The sequence below is a fragment of the Magnetospirillum molischianum DSM 120 genome, from assembly GCF_000294655.1.
Lineage (GTDB): Bacteria > Pseudomonadota > Alphaproteobacteria > Rhodospirillales > Magnetospirillaceae > Phaeospirillum > Phaeospirillum molischianum.
This window is the reverse complement of record NZ_CAHP01000020.1, coordinates 1-16,379: the sequence shown is the minus strand read 5'-3', so window position 1 is coordinate 16,379 and position 16,379 is coordinate 1. Positions and strand designations below refer to the sequence as shown.

Sequence of the window (16,379 nt, the reverse complement as noted above, 5' to 3'; positions counted from 1 at the left end):
CGGGTAGCGGGCCACGAGGATTCGCCGCCCGACCCGCCCTTTCAGGGGGCGTCATCCGTCGAAGAGGCTAGAGACATGAACAAGGATCGTATCGTCGGGTCAGCCAAGCAGATCAAAGGCGCGATAGAGGAAACCACCGGCAAAGTGTTCGGCGACAGCAAACTCACCGCCGAGGGCAAGAGCGACAAAGCCGAGGGCAAAATCCAGAACGCCATCGGCGGCGTGAAGGACACGCTAAAGAAATAGGGGCGTGGCTCGGCCGGACGACATTTCCGGTCGGGTTGCCCTGCTCACCGAGCCCCCTTGAGGTGCGCGAAAAGCAGATCCTGCTCCGTGATGCCACCAAAGAATCGCTGAAAAGCCTGCCCGAGTTCAAGTATTCGGACTGAGACTTCTCCGGGGAGCGGGCTCTTCTGCCCCCCGGAGCATCTACTCCGTCTCGGTATTTTCCGAATCTGGCGCTCGGGGTTTATTCGCCCACAGATTGGCGATCCGGTTTGAAAGGTGCCTGCTGTCATGCTCACGAGATCGATCTTCGTCGCGGTGGCGGCGCTTTCGGTGGCTGCTGGCGCGGCCCAGGCCGACGATGCCCACCGGTTCGGCCTGCTTGAGGAGAACGATTCTCTCTACACCAGTTACGACAGGCATTACACTCAGGGGCTCCGCCTCTCCTACCTTTCCCCCGACCTCGCCGCGCGCGGCAGCTTGAACGCGCCGTTCGACCTCGTTGGCGGCCTTCTCCCGATCTTCTCGGACGCCGGGTCGGCGGCACGACCGCGCCGCATCGCGGTGTTCCTGGGCCAGAGCATCTTCACGCCGCAAAATACCGCAGTCGCCGCCGCCGACTCGCGTGACCGACCCTATGCCGGTTGGGCCTATCTCGGCGCCAGCCTGCTCCAGGAAAGCAATCGCGGCATGCTCGAGAACCTCGAGTTTGGCATCGGCCTCGTCGGTCCGGGGGCGCTCGGCAAGATGGCGCAGAACGATTTCCACCAGTTCATCGGTGCTGACACGGCCAAGGGCTGGAGCGGCCAGTTGCACAACGAGCCGGGGGTGATGCTGACCTACGAGCGGCTCTGGCGGCTTCCGCTGGTCGAGGTTGCAGGCCTCGGCGTCGATATTGTGCCCCAACTCGGCGCCACCATCGGCAACGTATTTACCTACGGCGCCGGCGGTGCCCTGATCCGATTCGGCCGCAACCTCCAGGCCGATTACGGCCCGGCGCGGATCCGGCCGGCGCTGTCCGGCTCGGACTATTTCGACAGCGCCCATCTCGACGGCGACCTCGGCTTCTACGCCTTCGCCGGTGTCCAGGGCCGCGTCGTCGGGCACAATATTTTCCTCGACGGCAACACTTTCCGGGACAGTCCCAACGTCGAGAGGAAGATCTTCGTCGGCGATCTCCAGGCCGGCGTCTCGGTGTTCTGGTCGAATGCCGTGCAGATGATTTTCAGCGCCGTCCACCGCACCAGCGAGTTCGATGGCCAGCGTTCACCCGACGTGATCGGTACCGCCTCAGTCGCCTTTTCGCTGTGATCGTCGTCCCGTCGGTCCTCCCTTGCCCCCCTCCAAGCGTCTCGTGACCACAATCCCAGTGACCGAAACCGCTCATCGGGACTGCGACGTTCCTTCCGCGAGTAAAACCTGGGCCGATCTTGTCGGCATTTCTGTTTTTTCGCTGCATGTTTGGAGTGTTCGGCGCGATCCAGGGCCGTATCCGACGCGGGCGTTCTAAAATCACGTCTGACTAAATTCAACCTTAGGGCGCTTTTGATCGTTTTCTTGGCACCCATCCCGGTGGTCGAGAAAAGGGAATATGGAGAGCCGCAAATGAGTAAAGTGATGCTTGCCGGGGCGATTCTGGTTCTTCTTGGCGTGCTGGGCCTCGCCATTCCGTATTTCACGACCAGCAACACCAAGGATGTGGCCACATTGGGCGATTTGAAACTGCAAACCACTGAAAGTACGTCGCATTTCATCCCTCCCGCAGCGGCCGGAGGCTTGCTGAGTCTCGGTGTGGTATTGCTCGTCGTCGGGTTCTTCAAAAAGACTTGATGCGGCCTTTAGTCGGCATGTGGTGATCTCGAATGAACAACATTGCGATGCTCGACGTGCTGCTCTTCTTGCGCGCCTTGATCTTCCATCCGTTTCGCGTCGCCGCGATCGCACCTTCAGGGACAGCATTGGCCGAACTGATCACGCGTGAAATCTCGTCGACCTGTGGGGCGGTCCTCGAACTCGGTCCCGGAACAGGCGTCTTCACGCGCGCGCTGCTGACGCGGGGGGTGCGAGAGGAAGATATGACGTTGGTCGAGAACGACGCCGATTTCAGTGAACTTCTCAAGAAAAGGTTCCCGAAGGCACGGCTTCTTCCGATCGATGCGGCACGGCTTGACCGGACTCATTTGTTCGCAGGTGTGCCGATCGGCGCCGTCATCAGCGGACTTCCGCTCCTGTCCATGGCGCCAAAACATGTCCTCGCCATTCTCGCCAGAGCATTTGACGTCCTCCGTCATTGCGGAGCGTTCTATCAGTTTACCTACGGTCCGCGCTGTCCAATTTCACGGAGGGTGCTTGATCGGTTGGGCCTCAAGGCGATGTATGTCGGCCGCGTCTACCTCAATATTCCACCGGCGGCAGTCTATCGGATTACCAAGCGCACCCCCTTCCAAACACATTGACGAATGGCTCGTCGGCCTGGTCAGCGATGCGGCCTCGAAAGGTCGTGCATTATGGTGGTGGAGACCAAGACGGAAGCGACAACTTTGATTGCGCGGGATGTCAGCCAGACTGTGGCTGGCGACGACGTGAGATCGAACAAAGGTCTTGCGATCGTCTGAAACGCCGCAGACCTGATCATTAAGTAATTTCCGATTCTTCCACGCTTACCAAGCATTCTTGTATTTATTAAAAAGCCAATCTCTTTGGCCGAAGAATACGGATCGGCTCCGACCATCGGTCGCGCATGGGCCGACGAAAAATAGAAACAAGCCCTATTTAGGGGACATCAATGCCCCAACAAGCCAGTCTTGTATCCATTGCGACAGCAGTTCCACCGTACTGCATCGAGCAAGACGATGTTGCCGTCGCTGCACGGCGCGTTTTTGCAGGAAATATCGGAGATTACGAACACTTGGCGCGGGTCTTCAAAAGCTCGGGAATACGCCAACGCCATGCCGTGCGGCCACTGGACTGGTATTTCGAACCATTGGGCTGGCCGGAACGGACCGAAGCCTACCTCGACGGCGGATGCCAACTGTTTTTCGACGTGGCGACCAAGGCGCTTGACGCTGCCAACATCGATGCTGCCGAGGTCGACACGGTGGTCACGGTCTCGTCGACAGGCATAGCCACCCCCAGCCTCGAAGCTCGCGTCGCCAGTCGCATCGGCTTTCGCGCTGATATCGACCGCGTCCCCGTCTTCGGCCTTGGCTGTGCCGGTGGAGTCTCCGGGCTTTCCATTGCATCCCGCCTTGCCGAATCCCGTCCTGGCACTGTCGTCTTGCTGGTCGTCGTCGAATTTTGTTCATTAGCATTCCGCCCCGACACCTTGACCAAGGCCAATATCGTCGCGACCGCCTTGTTCGGCGACGGCGCGGCAGCATGTGTCTTGCGTGCTGGCGAGCCGGGCATCGCCGAAGTCGAAATGAGTGGTCAACACCTTTGGCCGGACACGCTCGACATCATGGGGTGGTCCGTTGACCCCCAGGGCCTGGGGGTGATTTTCGACCGCGCCATCCCCCCCTTCGCCGAAACGCACATGGCTCCGGCCGTTGCCGGTATTCTCGATCGTGTCGGCTTAACAATAAACGATATCGATCGAATTGCATTCCATCCGGGCGGCACCAAAGTCCTCAGCGCCTTAGAGCGGGCCTTTGACCTGGGACAGGGGGCTTTGGACCACGAGCGGGCGATCTTGACCGACTATGGCAACATGTCCGCTCCAACGGCTCTTTTCGTGCTGGAGCGAGTCATACAATCAGGGCCGCCGTCCCGCGTCTTGTTGACTGCGATGGGGCCGGGTTTCACCGCGACCTGTGTCTCCCTCCGGAGCGCCACATGACGCCGGCAGCCCTGCTGCTCGTCATCGTTACAGCGGAACGTTTGGGCGAACTTTGGCTGGCTCGCCGCAATACCGCAGCCTTGCTGGCACGAGGGGCATACGAGGTCGCCCCAGGTCATTACCCAATGATCGTCCTGCTCCATGCCTCCTGGCTGGCTGGGCTATGGCTTTTCGGCCAGACCAATCCGCTCAATCCGTATTGGGTCTCAATCTTCATCGTCCTACAGGCGCTGCGCTTCTGGGTTTTGGGAACGCTTGGACGGCGCTGGACAACCCGGATCATCGTTCTGCCTGGGGCCCCTTTGGTCAGGAACGGTCCCTATCGGTTTATTGCTCATCCCAATTATCTCGTCGTCGTGGGCGAGGTCGCAGTTCTCCCCCTTTGCCTCGATTTGCCTTGGTTTGCGCTGGTATTTTCAGTCGCTAACGCAACGATTCTAGCCATCCGCATCCGGGCTGAGAACGAGGCTCTTGGCCGATTGCGTGGCAACCCTGAAGAGATGAACCGTATCCCTCGGGGATTGTGATGTTTTTCACCTGGATCGGCTTTGCCATGATGTGCATCGGCATGTTTATGGCGATCCTTGATGTCCAGGTTGTGGCGACGTCGCTTCCGACGATCCAAAATGCGCTTGCCATCCCGCCAGAGCAAATGAGTTGGGTACAGACCGCCTATCTCATTGCCGAAGTGATCGCCATCCCGTTGACCGGCTTCCTTACGCGTCTGTTAAGCATGCGGTGGCTGTTCGTCATATCCATCGTGGCCTTCACATTGACGTCGTTAGGATGCGCCGCAAGCACCAGCTTCGGCGAGTTGATTTCCTTTCGTATTCTGCAAGGATTCTCGGGAGGAACGCTGATCCCGGCCGTTTTTTCGGCGGTCTTCCTGCTCTTTCCGGCTGAGCGCCAGACTATCGCCACTATGCTCGCCGGGGTTTTGGCGGTACTGGCGCCGACGGTCGGGCCGATCGTCGGGGGATGGATCACCGACACCTATTCCTGGCACTGGCTATTCCTGATCAACATCATTCCCGGCATTCTGTCGGCGATTGTCGCCAGTGCCTTATTGCCGAAATCGCCCATGTGCCTCCACGAGGCCCGCACGCTCGACTTCCAATCGCTGGTCCTGATCGCGATGGCCTTGGCGACGCTGGAACTCGCGCTCAAGGAAGCGCCACAGCGCGGATGGACGTCTGGCCTTGTAATCGGACTACTGACCCTCAGTGTCGCGAGCATAACAGGCTTTATCCGTCGCACCCTCCGTGCCTCCCACCCGATCATTAACTTTGGCTGTTTCGCCGACCGCAACTTCACAATCGGCTGCATTTTGAGCTTTGTTCTGGGGATAGGTTTGTTCGGATCGGTGTATCTGATGCCGGTCTTTCTTGCCTTCGTCAGAAATCACGACGCGCTGGAGATCGGGGCGATCATGCTGGTTACGGGCTTGGCGCAACTCTCGATCGCTCCGGTCGCCGTTATACTGGAGCAACGCATCGATGCCCGTCTGCTGACGGCATGCGGCTTTGCACTTTTTGCCACCGGCCTGGGTCTGAGCGCCTTTCAAACCCCGCAAACCGACTTCGACGGTATGCTCTGGCCGCAGGTTATTCGTGGCCTCGCCATCATGTTTTGCCTTCTGCCGCCCACTCGCCTGGCGCTCGGCTGCCTGGAAAAAAGCCAGGTGCCGGATGCCAGCGGTCTGTTCAATCTGATGCGGAACCTTGGGGGAGCGATTGGTCTCGCCCTGATCGACACCGTCATTTACAGCCGCTCGGCCATTCACGGAGTTGAGATCACGGCCCGTCTGCAAGCCGGAGACATTGCCACAGCCAAATTTGTTGGTATTCCACTGGCCCTCTTTGCCACGCGCTCGACCGTCACGATCGATTCCGAAATGAAGGCGGCTCTCCAAGTGCTCGTCGAAAATGCAGCGCTGACGGCAGCCATTAATGATGCTTGGGCGATGATTGCGCTCTTGACAGTCGGCGCCTTGATCTGCATCCCTTTTGCCAAGTTTCTGCGCGCGATTCCCTCAGGAACGTTATTATAGAAATTTTTAGCTATAACAGTCAGCTTGAGATGGTTATATATTTAATATTATAGTTTTTCCATTGGAAGCGCCAAAGACCGACTTGCCCGAACACCTGCCCCGTCCAAAGATTCTCCAGATTTTGGGGCCAAGGCTGATTACCGGGGCCTCCGACGACGATCCCAGCGGCATCGCCACCTATTCGCAGGTGGATCACCCCGACCGCCGTGAGTCCGGCGCGATTCCGCAGCCCCAGCGCCGAGGCACGACCGGCGCTAGACAACATCTGGCGCGCCACAAAAGAGAACCCCTCATGCCGCACGATGGATTGTGCATTATCACAGGAAAGCGGTGTCATGAGTCCGCCTGAAGTCGGAATCTGGCGCAACCGCGATACGCGGTAGCGCAGTATCAGGCTTCACGCCAAAAAATGTTGCTTCGCCTTTTCCGGAGGGCTAATGCAGTTGGTGGGCCTGAGGCTGGCGAAAATTTTGGCGCATCTCTGTCCACCTCAAAAAGATTGCCTATCGCCAGGCACGATGCATCTCTAAAGAGATGAATTTGGTAGGAGGCGGATGAAGAAAATATTTGTGACCGGCGGAGCCGGATTTATTGGTTCGGCGGTTGTACGTCAACTGATCAAAGCGGGAAACAAGGTTGTCAATGTGGATGCATTGACTTATGCGGCCAACCTCGACAACATCCATGACGTGGCCAACCACCCCGGTTATCGACTTGAAGTAGCAGACATCTGCGATGCCGCAAAGGTGAGCCATCTGTTCGCCTGCCATGCTCCCGATGCTGTCATTCACTTGGCTGCGGAAAGTCATGTTGACCGCTCGATCGATGGCCCAGGCGCCTTTATTCGCACCAATCTGCTGGGCACTTTCGTCATGCTGGATGCCGCCCGGCATTATTGGAACGACCTAACGCCGGACCGTCGGGAGGCATTTCGTTTCCTTCATGTCTCCACCGACGAGGTCTATGGGTCCCTCGGGCCCACCGGTCTGTTCACCGAGGATACGCCCTATCGGCCTAATTCGCCCTATTCCGCGTCCAAAGCCGGCTCGGACCACTTGGCACGCGCATGGTTCGAAACCTATAGCTTTCCTGTCCTTATCACTAATTGCACCAACAATTATGGCCCCCGTCAGTTTCCCGAGAAGTTGATCCCGCTCATGATCCTGAAGGGATTGCGCGGTGAAGCGCTTCCCGTTTACGGCTCCGGCGAGAACGTCCGCGATTGGCTGTATGTCGAGGATCATGCGCACGCCCTGAGACTCGTTCTGGACCGTGGGCGGCCAGGCCGCACCTACAATATCGGCGGCAAGTGCGATTTGCGGAACATCGACGTGGTGCGGCATCTCTGTGTGCTGCTCGATGAGATAGTTCCCATGGCCGACGGTCGCAGGCATGGCGAATTGATTGCCTTCGTCGCCGATCGCCCCGGTCATGATGCGCGCTACGCGATGGATGTTTCCCGCATCGAACAGGAACTGGGGTGGTCTCCAAAGGAGAGCTTCGAAACCGGCTTGCGCCGTACCGTGGAATGGTATCTTGCCAATCCTCGCTGGCTGGAGCGGGTGGTGACCGGTACCTACCGCGGCGAACGTTTGGGGTTGGGTGCCTGACCGTGCGGGTCTTAGTCACTGGCGTCGATGGGCAGGTGGGAGGGGCCGTGATGGCCGCCCAGCCGGTTGCTGGCTGTCATTTGATCCCCGCCAATCGCACCCGGCTCAATCTGTGTGACGAGCAGTCCATTCGAGAGGCCATGGCGGAATGCCGCCCGGATGTGGTGTTGAACTGCGCCGCCTACACGGCCGTTGATCGAGCGGAAAACGAAACCGACCTCGCCCATGCCATCAATGCACAAGGACCAGCCGTACTTGCCGAATTGTGCGGGAAGCGGGGAATAGTTCTTCTGCATCTGTCGACCGACTATGTATTCGACGGCACGAAAGCGTCGGCCTACCTCCCGGACGACCCGGTCAGCCCGCTGGGGGTTTACGGGGCGACGAAAGAGGCGGGCGAACGAGCCGTTCGCGCAGCCTGCCCGCAGCACTTCCTCCTGCGGACCTCCTGGGTGTATGCGTCCAGGGGCCATAATTTCGTCCGCACCATGCTCCGACTTGGCCGCGAGCGCGACCTGCTCAAGGTGGTTGCCGACCAGCGCGGCAGCCCGACGGCGGCGATGGACCTTGCGTCGGCGCTTGCCTCCCTGCTGCAACGGCTGGCTGAGGGCGAGACGTTGCCCCCAGGAACGTGGCATATAACCAACGCTGGCAGCACGACTTGGCATGGTTTCGCCGAGGCGATTTTCGAGTTGGCTACGCCAATGTTGGGGCGGCACCCCAAGATCGTCCCCATCACCACTGCAGAATACCCCACACCCGCGCGGCGTCCGGCCAATTCCGTCCTGGATTGTTCGTCTACCAAGGCCGGCTTGGGAATTAGCCTGCGGCACTGGCGTGACGCTTTGGCCGACGTCGTCGCAGATATCGTCAACCAAGCGCCGCCAGGGCCGTGAACAGAAGGAGCGGGGATTGAAAGGTATCATTCTGGCAGGTGGGTCCGGCACGCGACTTTATCCGGTCACCCGTGCGACCAGCAAACAATTGTTGCCAATCTATGACAAGCCAATGGTGTATTTTCCGCTTGCGACCCTGATGCTGACAGGTATTCGCGATATCCTCATCATCACCACCCCAGAGGACCATTCCGCCTTTATTCGCCTGCTCGGCGACGGTTCTGACTGGGGCATCAACCTGTCCTATGCCACACAGGAACGTCCCGACGGGATTGCCCAGGCTCTCATCATTGGCGCAGAATTCATCGACCGGGACCGGGTCGCCTTAATCCTCGGAGACAACATATTCCATGGCCACGGACTGACCTCCGTACTCGCCAACGCCGCAAATAGCCCAGGAGCGACCGTATTCGCCTATCGGGTCGACGACCCCGAGCGTTATGGCGTGGTTGCATTTGATGGCAGCGGTCGCGCGACGGAAATCGTCGAGAAGCCCCTTGCCCCGAAGTCCCATTGGGCGGTGACCGGGCTCTATTTCTACGACGCCGACGTCATCGAAATAGCCAGATCATTGAAGCCGTCGCCCCGCGGCGAGCTGGAAATCAGCGATGTGAACGCGGCGTACCTCAATTCGGGCCGCCTTCAGGTCGAACGGCTGGGCCGGGGCTACGCCTGGCTGGATACGGGCACTCACGACAGCCTGTTGGAGGCTGCGGGTTTCGTGCGAGCGATCCAGCGGCGTCAGGGGCAGCAGGTTGCCTGTGTCGATGAAATCGCCTATCGCATGGGCTTCATCAAGGCAGCCGACCTCACCCGCCTTGCCGAGCGTATGGGAAAGACCCAGGTTGCGGAGTATTTGCGAGCAATTCTCAAGGATGACGAAGCCGCTCTCGCTGTCGGCTGAGCGGCCGCATACATGGGGCGAGCGCGGCACGCAGTGACTTACGGTCCGCCTTCATGAAAGGCGGCCGTGGCGTAACCTGGTTGGGGTTTTCGCAAGGCACGCCCTCCCTCCGGCCCATCCATGCGGCCTGACATGTGTGCCGGAGGAACCCTATGACGCGCTGACCGCGCCGCCGGGAACGCCAGAGGAAGAGGGGGCACGCGGCGATGTCATGTTCCGCGACGTCTTCTGAGGCATGTCGGCATCGAATTTGGGTTGGACACTGGTTAATTCGGGTTCTGCGCTTGCGGCGTTTTGCAGCAACCTTCATCGACCGTATTCTTTCATCAGTGGAGCGTAATACCGCCCGGCCAATGAAATGACTTCTTTGGCACCTGGGTGGAGACAGAGGATTTTGATCCGTTGTGCATCGACGACAAGGGCATTCCAGGCATCACAGCGTGGTCGTCGAGAGACAGAGTCTCGGCGAATTCGGCTCCGGTGGTGGGCTCGACGGCCGCGAAGACGGCAATTCCTTAATGGCTCCATATGCCCATAATCGCTATAGGGCACTCGCCAATTAAGAAGAAGTCGCTATAGCGCAGCCCGCCAAGTGAACAAAGGCGAGATATCGCGCAGAAAGGGCAATGCTGCATCCTTCTCCGACAGGACAGCTCCACTGGGGGGAAGAGGCCAATCGACGGCGATGTCAGGGTCGTTCCAACGAATTCCGAGGTCATTTTCCTTGGAATAATGATTTGAGACCTTATAGGCAACGATTGTATCGGGTTCCAAGGTGACGAAACCATGGGCAAAGCCGATGGGAACGAGCAATTGCTGCCTGTTTTTGGCGGATAATTCGGCCGCCACCCAGCGGCCGAAGCTCGGTGACCCCTGACGGATGTCTACGGCCACATCCAAAATGGTGCCGGCTAGTACACGGATAAGTTTATCTTGAGCGCAGGGAGGCGACTGGAAATGTAGCCCGCGTACCGTCCCGGTCGAGACGGACAGGCTCTGATTATCCTGAACGAAATCAAGGTCGATTCCCGACGCCGCCGCGAACGCACGCCTATTCCAGGTCTCCATAAAATATCCCCTCGCGTCGTTGAAGACGCGAGGACGAATAACCTTGACCTCTGGGATGGTCATAGCAACGATATCCACGACTACTCGCCATTTAATTGAAAATCTGGCGAGCATTATGAGGTGGGGGACCGAAGACGGCAATCGCGAATGGCACCTGCTCCTAGGGAGACCTGATTCCCCCGGAACTGGCGGGGTGAGCAAATTGCGCTGGGGGGACTCGAAGGACGCGGTAAGCGCGGCGGAGCGCGGGTTATTTATTTCTTCCACAATTCCACCGTGCCTCTCTTCGTCTTGACGGCCCATGCCAAGAACGAGCAGGCGGATTTGAGCCAGGAAGACCGCAACGATTTACGGCGGCTGACCAAGCTGCTGGTGGACAGCTACGAGAGGAAAACGCGATGAGCAGCGTGGCCGACAGCATCCGCCGAGGCCTGGAAGAGGCCCTGGCCTACGCCAAGGGCGGACCAAGGAAGCCGGCTATGGCGTTCACATCCCGGCCTGAGTCGATGTGCGGGCGATCCGGGACAAGCTCGACCTGACCCAGGAGCAGTTCGCCGGGCGCTTCGGCTTCAGCGTCAACACCCTGCGCCATTGGGAGCAAGGACGGCGCCAGCCGGAAGGCCCCACCCGCGCCTATCTGCTGGTGATCGACCGGGCGCTGGAGGCGGTGCAAAACGCGCTCCGGATCGGCTGATCCGCTGGGGAGCGTTCCCACACGCAACAACATCTCCGACGATTCCGCCGCCGATCGGATTGACCAGGGCGTCGAAGAAAACGGCCCGGTCCCGGTCAGACAAGACGAGCGTCTCATGCTCGGCAATCGTCCGCCGGGCGGCGTCTGTGAGTGCCGTTATGAAGAAATCCGTCAGCTTGCGCCGTTCAAGTTGCGCCGCCCGTTCGATCAACTCGGCGGAAACCAGGGCGGTTTAGGAGTGGACCGGTGATGATATCGGCAGCTGGGCATACCCGGTCGCCTCGAACATCCAGCGCAGCGTTTCATGTAAAGGAATTTCGAGAACCTCGCCTACTGTCGCAACCAGTCGCTCATCGCAGCCCACCAGGATTTTGACCTCATTGGCGCGAACCTGCGCGGGATTGATCCCAACCTTGAAGGGATGTCCGATCACTGACTCAACCATATCGAGCAGTTGACGCAGGCTGTGTGCCCGGCCGAATATGTGCTGCCCAGGCCCTTCGCTTGGGGCGCGGACGATCCGACCATGACCGCGCCGGCACGTCAGAGCGGAAAAGACGCCCCGGCGCCAGCGGACGGGGACCCACTTTTCCGGCCGAGGGCATGCAGGCCGAGATGCATCAAAGCATCGTCAAGAGCCCGCATCGTATCCAGCGTCACGGTCCGGGCGTTGTCCCTGGCCGCGTCCGAGGTGGCCTGCCAGACCGTGATGTCGAAGTAAAGCCGGCGGAGCGCCAAGCTCCATTGTTCCGGCGGCGCCTCAAGGTCGAGCACGATTCCGCCGCCGCCGACCGTGGCGGGCAAGGCCCCGCGATTGCTGGCGAGTACGGGGAGGCCGTTGATCTGGGCCTCGATCACCGTGCGACCATAGGCCTCTTCCCAGACGCTTGGCATCAACACGAAACGCGCCTCGGCATAGACTCGGCTCATGTCGGCCGCCGCCGGACGCCATTCGACATTCGGGCAACGGCAGAACCGTTGTTCCAGCCAACCGCGCCATGATGCCCCGGCTGTCCAGCTTTCGACTGCGAGAAAGGGCACATCGGGATTGGCGCGGGCCAGAGTCTCCAGACGCTCCAGACCTTTTTCAGGAACCGGATTGACGAAAAGAACCCTATCCCCGCTGGACGGCGCCTGATAGCGGTGCGGCAGGACAACCGGCGGCAGGACATGGCACCCGATCCCGAACAGCGCCAGCCACCGCGCGGCCGTAAAGGACGAATTGGCGAAATAAAGGATGTCGGGATGATTCGGCAGGACGCCGCCCACCCGGTGCCCCTCCACATTGTGCAGATAAACCGCGGTGGGGATGTGCGTCTCAAGCGCAACCGCGAGCAGGTCCGCCAGCCGATGGCTGCTCTGAACCACAATCACTGCCGGATCGAGCAACCCGGCCACCAGCGGCAGAGCGGAGGCCGGGGCCGACGCGCGGACCACCAGATAGCCGAGACTGCGGTCGTAACTGATCCCGGCCTCGTCCGTGGTGTCCATCCGGCCGCACAGCACCGTGACGCCCACCCCTTTCTCCATCAGCGCCAGACAGAGTTCATCGGTGGTGCTCTGAAGTCCTCCACGCGTCTCGGGATGATGCGGATAGGACGAACACAGCAGAATGTGCATAGATGATGCCGAAGCTTACGAGGTCGCCACCGGCGGGGTGGTCCGGACCGCGTTGACGGGTGGCGCGCCGTCGCTGCCGGCGGCGACACCGGGCCGACTGCTGCCCATCGCCGCCCCGACCAGGGCCGAACCGGGATTGCCCAGACGGTCCTGCGCCGGCGAGGCCTCGCCGGGAGGACGGTCGCTGGTGGCAATCAGCGGTGCCGACGGAGTGGGCGCCGGGGTCGATTGCGGGCCGGAGGCAGAATCCCCCCGCCCGCTCTCGAAACTCCGGGTCAGGCTGGAAAGCTGCTGCGGGGGCATGACCTGGGGCGCCTGCACCCCGTTCTGCGTGCTCGTGAGGCTAAATCCCGGCCGTAGCAGGGTTTCTGTCTGGCCATTCTGGTCCGTAAGCCGCATCTGCTGACCGAACAGGAAAGTCGCCACCGTGCCGGGCCCCTGGCTCTCGACGATGCTGATGCCGCCGAGAATACCAACCGTGCCCCCCGCTGTGCGAACCTCGGTCTCGTTGACCTTGCTGTTCATCCCCCCGACCACGCGCACGCTGCCCCCGTGCAGGGTCATACCGATCTTGCCGCTGCGGGTGGCGGCGTCGTGGGAGAAAAGGTCCACGGTCAGTCGGGAATCCGGGCCGAGGGTGACGGAAGACTGGTCGAGAAACAGGACATGAATGATGCCATTGGGGCCGGTGCGAAGCTCTTCCCCGGCCTGGACGGCATCCCCCAGGACCACCGCCGCCACATCGGTCGGGCCGCCGCCAAGCACGCGGGTTGACGCCACCGCTCCGGTGACCACCCCGGCCGTCTGTCCCTCGGCCATTGCCGGCGCAGCGGTCGCGGCCGTCGTCAACGCCACTGCGGCGAAAAGCCAGTCTTTCGGATCTGCCGGTGCCATCTTTTCACTCCACTCCGTCCCGGTTCAGACCGGGACGTCCCGTATCGTCAAAAGTTCAAAACCAAACTGCTTGAGACCATGATATTGTCATAACAATAATTCGGCAGATTGGAATCCGACACGGTGTAGTCAACACCAAGAAGAAGGGAGAGGGCATCGGTCATCGGCACAACCTGACTGGCTCCCACGCGCCATTCCACATCCTTGCGGGTCGTGGCGGGATCGACCACGGGGTCCGCCCCCTGATAATACCGCAGCACCGGACCACCATAAACGCTGGATGTCCAAAGCCTTTCATCCCAACGAACCGGATTTCCGTAGCTCAGGCCGTAGCCGACCCTGGCCTCGACACTCCGATACTCGAAGTAGGAACGGTCGGCTTGATGGTCGCGCAAGGTAAAATTGGCCGAGACGATGTTGAGCGGCGCGACTTCCTGGACGGCCTTCAGTTGCACGGATTGCTCATACCCACTTTGGGCGCCGGATTCGGAGATGTCGGCACGGTCGGCATACACGGTGCGACGGATATCGTAGGTCATCCCCAAAAGAGTCGCCCCGCCGTTCAGCGTATAGGCAAGATCCAGACCGCCGCCAGCGGCGGCCATGTATTGGTTGCCGCTCAACAGCAATTCGGAAACCCCGAGATAAGGGCGGATGGTCAGATCGGGCAGATCGAGCGGAGATGGCTTGAAACGGACACCGGAGGTGGCGGTGAGCACCACCAAGTCCTGGGGATCGGTCTTCACTTTGTCGGCGTTGTAGCCTTCGGCATTGCCATAGCGATTGGCAAACACCGCGCCATTGGAGACAATCGCCGCGCTGTTCTGGGTCTCAAGGTCCCATTCGTGGGCGGCGGCGGCGCTCATGAACACATCAACGTCGCTCTTCCGGCGCGATTGCTCCGGGATGGGCACGCGGATTCCGCCGTAACTCAGATTTCCAGCCGACGAAGCCGCCGTCGGATTACTTTGTCCGCGCAGGCCGATCGAGACCGCGCCGTTCAGCATCCCACCCGGAGCATTGCGCCGCTTAACATTGTTCAGAAGCGTCTCTGCGTCGCGGCGCAATGGTCCTGAAACACGCGGATCGGCCAGCGCCGAGGTCAGATAACTCTCCGCCATTGCATAAGAGGCGACGCGATAATACAGCATACCGAGCTCAACCCGGATGGACGGATCCGCCGCCGGATCAAGCAGAAGCCGCTCCAAGGTGGCGATGGCGCCTTCGAAATTACCACCTTCAACCTGTAGACTGGCATAACGCCGTCCGACCTGAAGATTGGCCGGATTGCCGAGAACGTCTCCAAAGGCTTGGTCGATCTGAGCGGAAATATTGGGCCTAGCCGCTTCTTGCGCCTGGACAGGAGCAGACCCGAGACAGAGCCCCGTCAACAGTGCGGAACAAAGAAGAGGAATGCGCGGGCTCACTCAGCTACTCCTCTAACCGACGATCCGCCGATTCTGTCGGGCTTCTTGTCGAACCACGACACGTTTGATTTAACTATTTTCAGATAGATAGCTTATCCAAGACTTCCTGCTGCGGAGTCAAGGGTATAATGTCATAAAGTAGGAAACCCCACCTGACCGCAACCTTGAGATGTGCCCGCGAGATCTCCCGCCCTAATTTTCGAGGATTCCCCCTTTCTGATGGCCAAGACGCCCTCCTCCCCCCTTGTTGCAAGCCTTGAAGCCGGTGACTGGGACGCCCTTCGCGTGGCCCTCCCTCAGGTCGAAATTGCGGTTTCCCCTCTCTGTCGGGCATTGGCTGATGGCCAGTGGGATCAGGGCGCCTCGCTTCAAACCGGGGCATTTCTGCCGACCTATGCCCTGAGCAGAAACGTGACCAATTCCGCCGCCGTCGTTGCCCGGCTGTGCAAGTTGGCCCGAAGCGCCCGGACAGCCCGACAGGATGCCGCGGCGTTGGAACTCTACCGTGCGGCGCTGGCCTTCAACCCCAGATGCGTTGAGGCCTTGCTGGCGCTCGCCTGGGACGGCTATGCCCGGAACGATGTTTCCTCCGCCCTGGAGCATGCCGGGCGCGCCGTCCAGGAGGCGCCGGACAGCGCCGAGGCCGCCGCCACGCTCGGCTGGTTGCAGTGGGAAGCGGGCAACGGCGACGCCGCGGCCCTGACCCTCGGCGCGGTGGTCGAACATCATCCGCAGCACGCGGCCGCCCATTGGTATCTCGGCCATATCTACAGTCGTAGGGGACGTCATGCCGAGGCGGAGCGCCTGTTGCGCCATGCTCTTGCTCTGGTGCCCGGGCACAGCGAGATCGCCGCCAGCCTCGCCTGGGTTCTGGCAGAACGCGGACGCCTGGACGAGGCCCTCGATCTGGCCCATCAAACCGCCCAGCGCCATCCCACGCCGCGCCGTCTGGCTGACCTTGGCCAATTGCTGACGCAGAAGGGGGAAAACGAGGCGGCGCTAATTCTGCTTCAGCAGGCGGCCACACAGGAGCCGGAGGATCGGACGGTGCAATGTGGGCTGGCCACCGTGCTCAGCCGGCTTGGCCGCAGCCGGGACGCCTTGACCCTGCTCGAAACCGCCTTGGCCGCCGCCCCCGATGACCGCCAGTTGC

At 60.5% G+C, this 16,379-nt stretch carries 18 protein-coding genes and 1 pseudogene; 12 read left to right on the top strand and 7 right to left on the bottom strand.

Annotated elements, in window-relative coordinates:
- Positions 1-75 precede the first annotated feature (75 nt).
- The 7 genes from PHAMO_RS07650 to PHAMO_RS07620 all read left to right on the top strand — a co-directional run bounded on the left by PHAMO_RS07650 (position 76) and on the right by PHAMO_RS07620 (position 6,113).
- Entirely contained in the window at positions 76-246 is a 171-nt protein-coding gene (locus PHAMO_RS07650) for a CsbD family protein (protein WP_002728064.1), read from the top strand.
- A gap of 270 nt (positions 247-516) precedes the next feature.
- Positions 517-1,536: a lipid A deacylase LpxR family protein gene (locus tag PHAMO_RS07645; protein WP_002728060.1), complete on the top strand. Its 1,020-nt coding sequence runs from the start codon at positions 517-519 to the stop codon at positions 1,534-1,536.
- Positions 1,537-1,830: 294 nt separating this feature from the next.
- Entirely contained in the window at positions 1,831-2,055 is a 225-nt protein-coding gene (locus PHAMO_RS07640) for a hypothetical protein (protein WP_002728058.1), read from the top strand.
- 32 nt (positions 2,056-2,087) lie between these two features.
- A complete protein-coding gene (locus PHAMO_RS07635) occupies positions 2,088-2,681 on the top strand; it encodes a class I SAM-dependent methyltransferase (RefSeq protein ID WP_002728056.1) in 594 nt (197 codons plus the stop codon).
- A gap of 329 nt (positions 2,682-3,010) precedes the next feature.
- Positions 3,011-4,063 (top strand): type III polyketide synthase, encoded by a 1,053-nt coding sequence (locus tag PHAMO_RS07630; RefSeq protein WP_040566448.1) that lies wholly within the window; start codon positions 3,011-3,013, stop codon positions 4,061-4,063.
- Positions 4,060-4,590, top strand: coding sequence for an isoprenylcysteine carboxyl methyltransferase family protein (locus PHAMO_RS07625; RefSeq protein ID WP_002728052.1), 531 nt, complete (start codon positions 4,060-4,062; stop codon positions 4,588-4,590). The genes PHAMO_RS07630 and PHAMO_RS07625 overlap by 4 nt, the downstream gene beginning before the upstream one ends.
- Positions 4,590-6,113 carry a DHA2 family efflux MFS transporter permease subunit gene (locus PHAMO_RS07620; protein WP_002728050.1) on the top strand — a complete coding sequence of 508 codons (1,524 nt, stop codon included), beginning with the start codon at positions 4,590-4,592 and terminating at the stop codon, positions 6,111-6,113. Before PHAMO_RS07625 ends, PHAMO_RS07620 begins: the two co-directional genes overlap by 1 nt.
- Positions 6,114-6,132: 19 nt before the next feature.
- Here the strand turns inward: PHAMO_RS07620 and PHAMO_RS19375 are convergent, their stop codons facing one another.
- Positions 6,133-6,450, bottom strand: coding sequence for a hypothetical protein (locus PHAMO_RS19375; RefSeq protein ID WP_155801608.1), 318 nt, complete (start codon positions 6,448-6,450; stop codon positions 6,133-6,135).
- 217 nt (positions 6,451-6,667) lie between these two features.
- Between PHAMO_RS19375 and rfbB the strand changes: the two genes are divergently transcribed.
- Genes rfbB through rfbA form a run of 3 tightly spaced genes read left to right on the top strand, consistent with a single transcriptional unit; the run spans position 6,668 to position 9,523 of the window.
- A complete protein-coding gene (gene rfbB, locus PHAMO_RS07615) occupies positions 6,668-7,723 on the top strand; it encodes a dTDP-glucose 4,6-dehydratase (RefSeq protein ID WP_002728046.1) in 1,056 nt (351 codons plus the stop codon).
- 2 nt (positions 7,724-7,725) lie between these two features.
- Positions 7,726-8,619 carry a dTDP-4-dehydrorhamnose reductase gene (gene rfbD, locus PHAMO_RS07610; RefSeq protein WP_002728045.1) on the top strand — a complete coding sequence of 298 codons (894 nt, stop codon included), beginning with the start codon at positions 7,726-7,728 and terminating at the stop codon, positions 8,617-8,619.
- A gap of 16 nt (positions 8,620-8,635) precedes the next feature.
- Positions 8,636-9,523 (top strand): glucose-1-phosphate thymidylyltransferase RfbA, encoded by an 888-nt coding sequence (gene rfbA, locus PHAMO_RS07605; RefSeq protein ID WP_002728042.1) that lies wholly within the window; start codon positions 8,636-8,638, stop codon positions 9,521-9,523.
- Between the two features lie 573 nt (positions 9,524-10,096).
- Here rfbA and rfbC read toward each other — a convergent pair.
- Entirely contained in the window at positions 10,097-10,669 is a 573-nt protein-coding gene (gene rfbC, locus PHAMO_RS07600) for a dTDP-4-dehydrorhamnose 3,5-epimerase (RefSeq protein WP_235720812.1), read from the bottom strand.
- Positions 10,670-11,099: 430 nt separating this feature from the next.
- Here rfbC and PHAMO_RS20015 point away from each other — a divergent pair, with 430 nt between their 5' ends.
- The gene (locus PHAMO_RS20015) at positions 11,100-11,285 is read left to right on the top strand and encodes a helix-turn-helix domain-containing protein (protein WP_002728032.1); all 186 of its coding nucleotides are present in this window, start codon (positions 11,100-11,102) and stop codon (positions 11,283-11,285) included.
- Positions 11,286-11,352: 67 nt separating this feature from the next.
- Here PHAMO_RS20015 and PHAMO_RS20390 read toward each other — a convergent pair.
- From PHAMO_RS20390 to PHAMO_RS07575, 5 genes and pseudogenes are all read right to left on the bottom strand, one after another.
- Positions 11,353-11,496 (bottom strand): annotated as a pseudogene (locus PHAMO_RS20390) (type II toxin-antitoxin system TacA family antitoxin); the annotation flags it as partial.
- A 21-nt stretch (positions 11,497-11,517) separates the two neighbouring features.
- Positions 11,518-11,718: a hypothetical protein gene (locus PHAMO_RS07590; RefSeq protein ID WP_155801607.1), complete on the bottom strand. Its 201-nt coding sequence runs from the start codon at positions 11,716-11,718 to the stop codon at positions 11,518-11,520.
- 110 nt (positions 11,719-11,828) lie between these two features.
- Entirely contained in the window at positions 11,829-12,905 is a 1,077-nt protein-coding gene (locus PHAMO_RS07585; protein ID WP_002728027.1) for a glycosyltransferase, read from the bottom strand.
- Positions 12,906-12,920: 15 nt separating this feature from the next.
- Positions 12,921-13,799 (bottom strand): FecR family protein, encoded by an 879-nt coding sequence (locus PHAMO_RS07580; RefSeq protein ID WP_002728025.1) that lies wholly within the window; start codon positions 13,797-13,799, stop codon positions 12,921-12,923.
- A 47-nt stretch (positions 13,800-13,846) separates the two neighbouring features.
- Positions 13,847-15,226, bottom strand: a complete 1,380-nt coding sequence (locus PHAMO_RS07575) for a tetratricopeptide repeat protein (protein WP_002728023.1) — start codon at positions 15,224-15,226, stop codon at positions 13,847-13,849.
- A gap of 219 nt (positions 15,227-15,445) precedes the next feature.
- On the opposite strand from PHAMO_RS07575, the gene PHAMO_RS07570 reads away from it, so the two are divergent.
- On the top strand, positions 15,446-16,379 hold a 934-nt coding region (locus tag PHAMO_RS07570), incomplete at its 3' end, for a tetratricopeptide repeat protein (protein ID WP_040566445.1).

Excerpts from the sequence above, each read along its gene's own strand:
- PHAMO_RS07580 (WP_002728025.1), bottom strand. The coding sequence starts at position 13,799 with ATGGCACCGGCAGATCCGAAAGACTGGCTTTTCGCCGCAGTGGCGTTG.
- PHAMO_RS07630 (WP_040566448.1), top strand. The coding sequence starts at position 3,011 with ATGCCCCAACAAGCCAGTCTTGTATCCATTGCGACAGCAGTTCCACCG.
- PHAMO_RS07645 (WP_002728060.1), top strand. The coding sequence starts at position 517 with ATGCTCACGAGATCGATCTTCGTCGCGGTGGCGGCGCTTTCGGTGGCT.
- PHAMO_RS07650 (WP_002728064.1), top strand. The coding sequence starts at position 76 with ATGAACAAGGATCGTATCGTCGGGTCAGCCAAGCAGATCAAAGGCGCG.
- PHAMO_RS19375 (WP_155801608.1), bottom strand. The coding sequence starts at position 6,450 with ATGACACCGCTTTCCTGTGATAATGCACAATCCATCGTGCGGCATGAG.
- rfbB (WP_002728046.1), top strand. The coding sequence starts at position 6,668 with ATGAAGAAAATATTTGTGACCGGCGGAGCCGGATTTATTGGTTCGGCG.
- PHAMO_RS07625 (WP_002728052.1), top strand. The coding sequence starts at position 4,060 with ATGACGCCGGCAGCCCTGCTGCTCGTCATCGTTACAGCGGAACGTTTG.
- PHAMO_RS07640 (WP_002728058.1), top strand. The coding sequence starts at position 1,831 with ATGAGTAAAGTGATGCTTGCCGGGGCGATTCTGGTTCTTCTTGGCGTG.
- PHAMO_RS07620 (WP_002728050.1), top strand. The coding sequence starts at position 4,590 with ATGTTTTTCACCTGGATCGGCTTTGCCATGATGTGCATCGGCATGTTT.
- PHAMO_RS07585 (WP_002728027.1), bottom strand. The coding sequence starts at position 12,905 with ATGCACATTCTGCTGTGTTCGTCCTATCCGCATCATCCCGAGACGCGT.
- PHAMO_RS07635 (WP_002728056.1), top strand. The coding sequence starts at position 2,088 with ATGAACAACATTGCGATGCTCGACGTGCTGCTCTTCTTGCGCGCCTTG.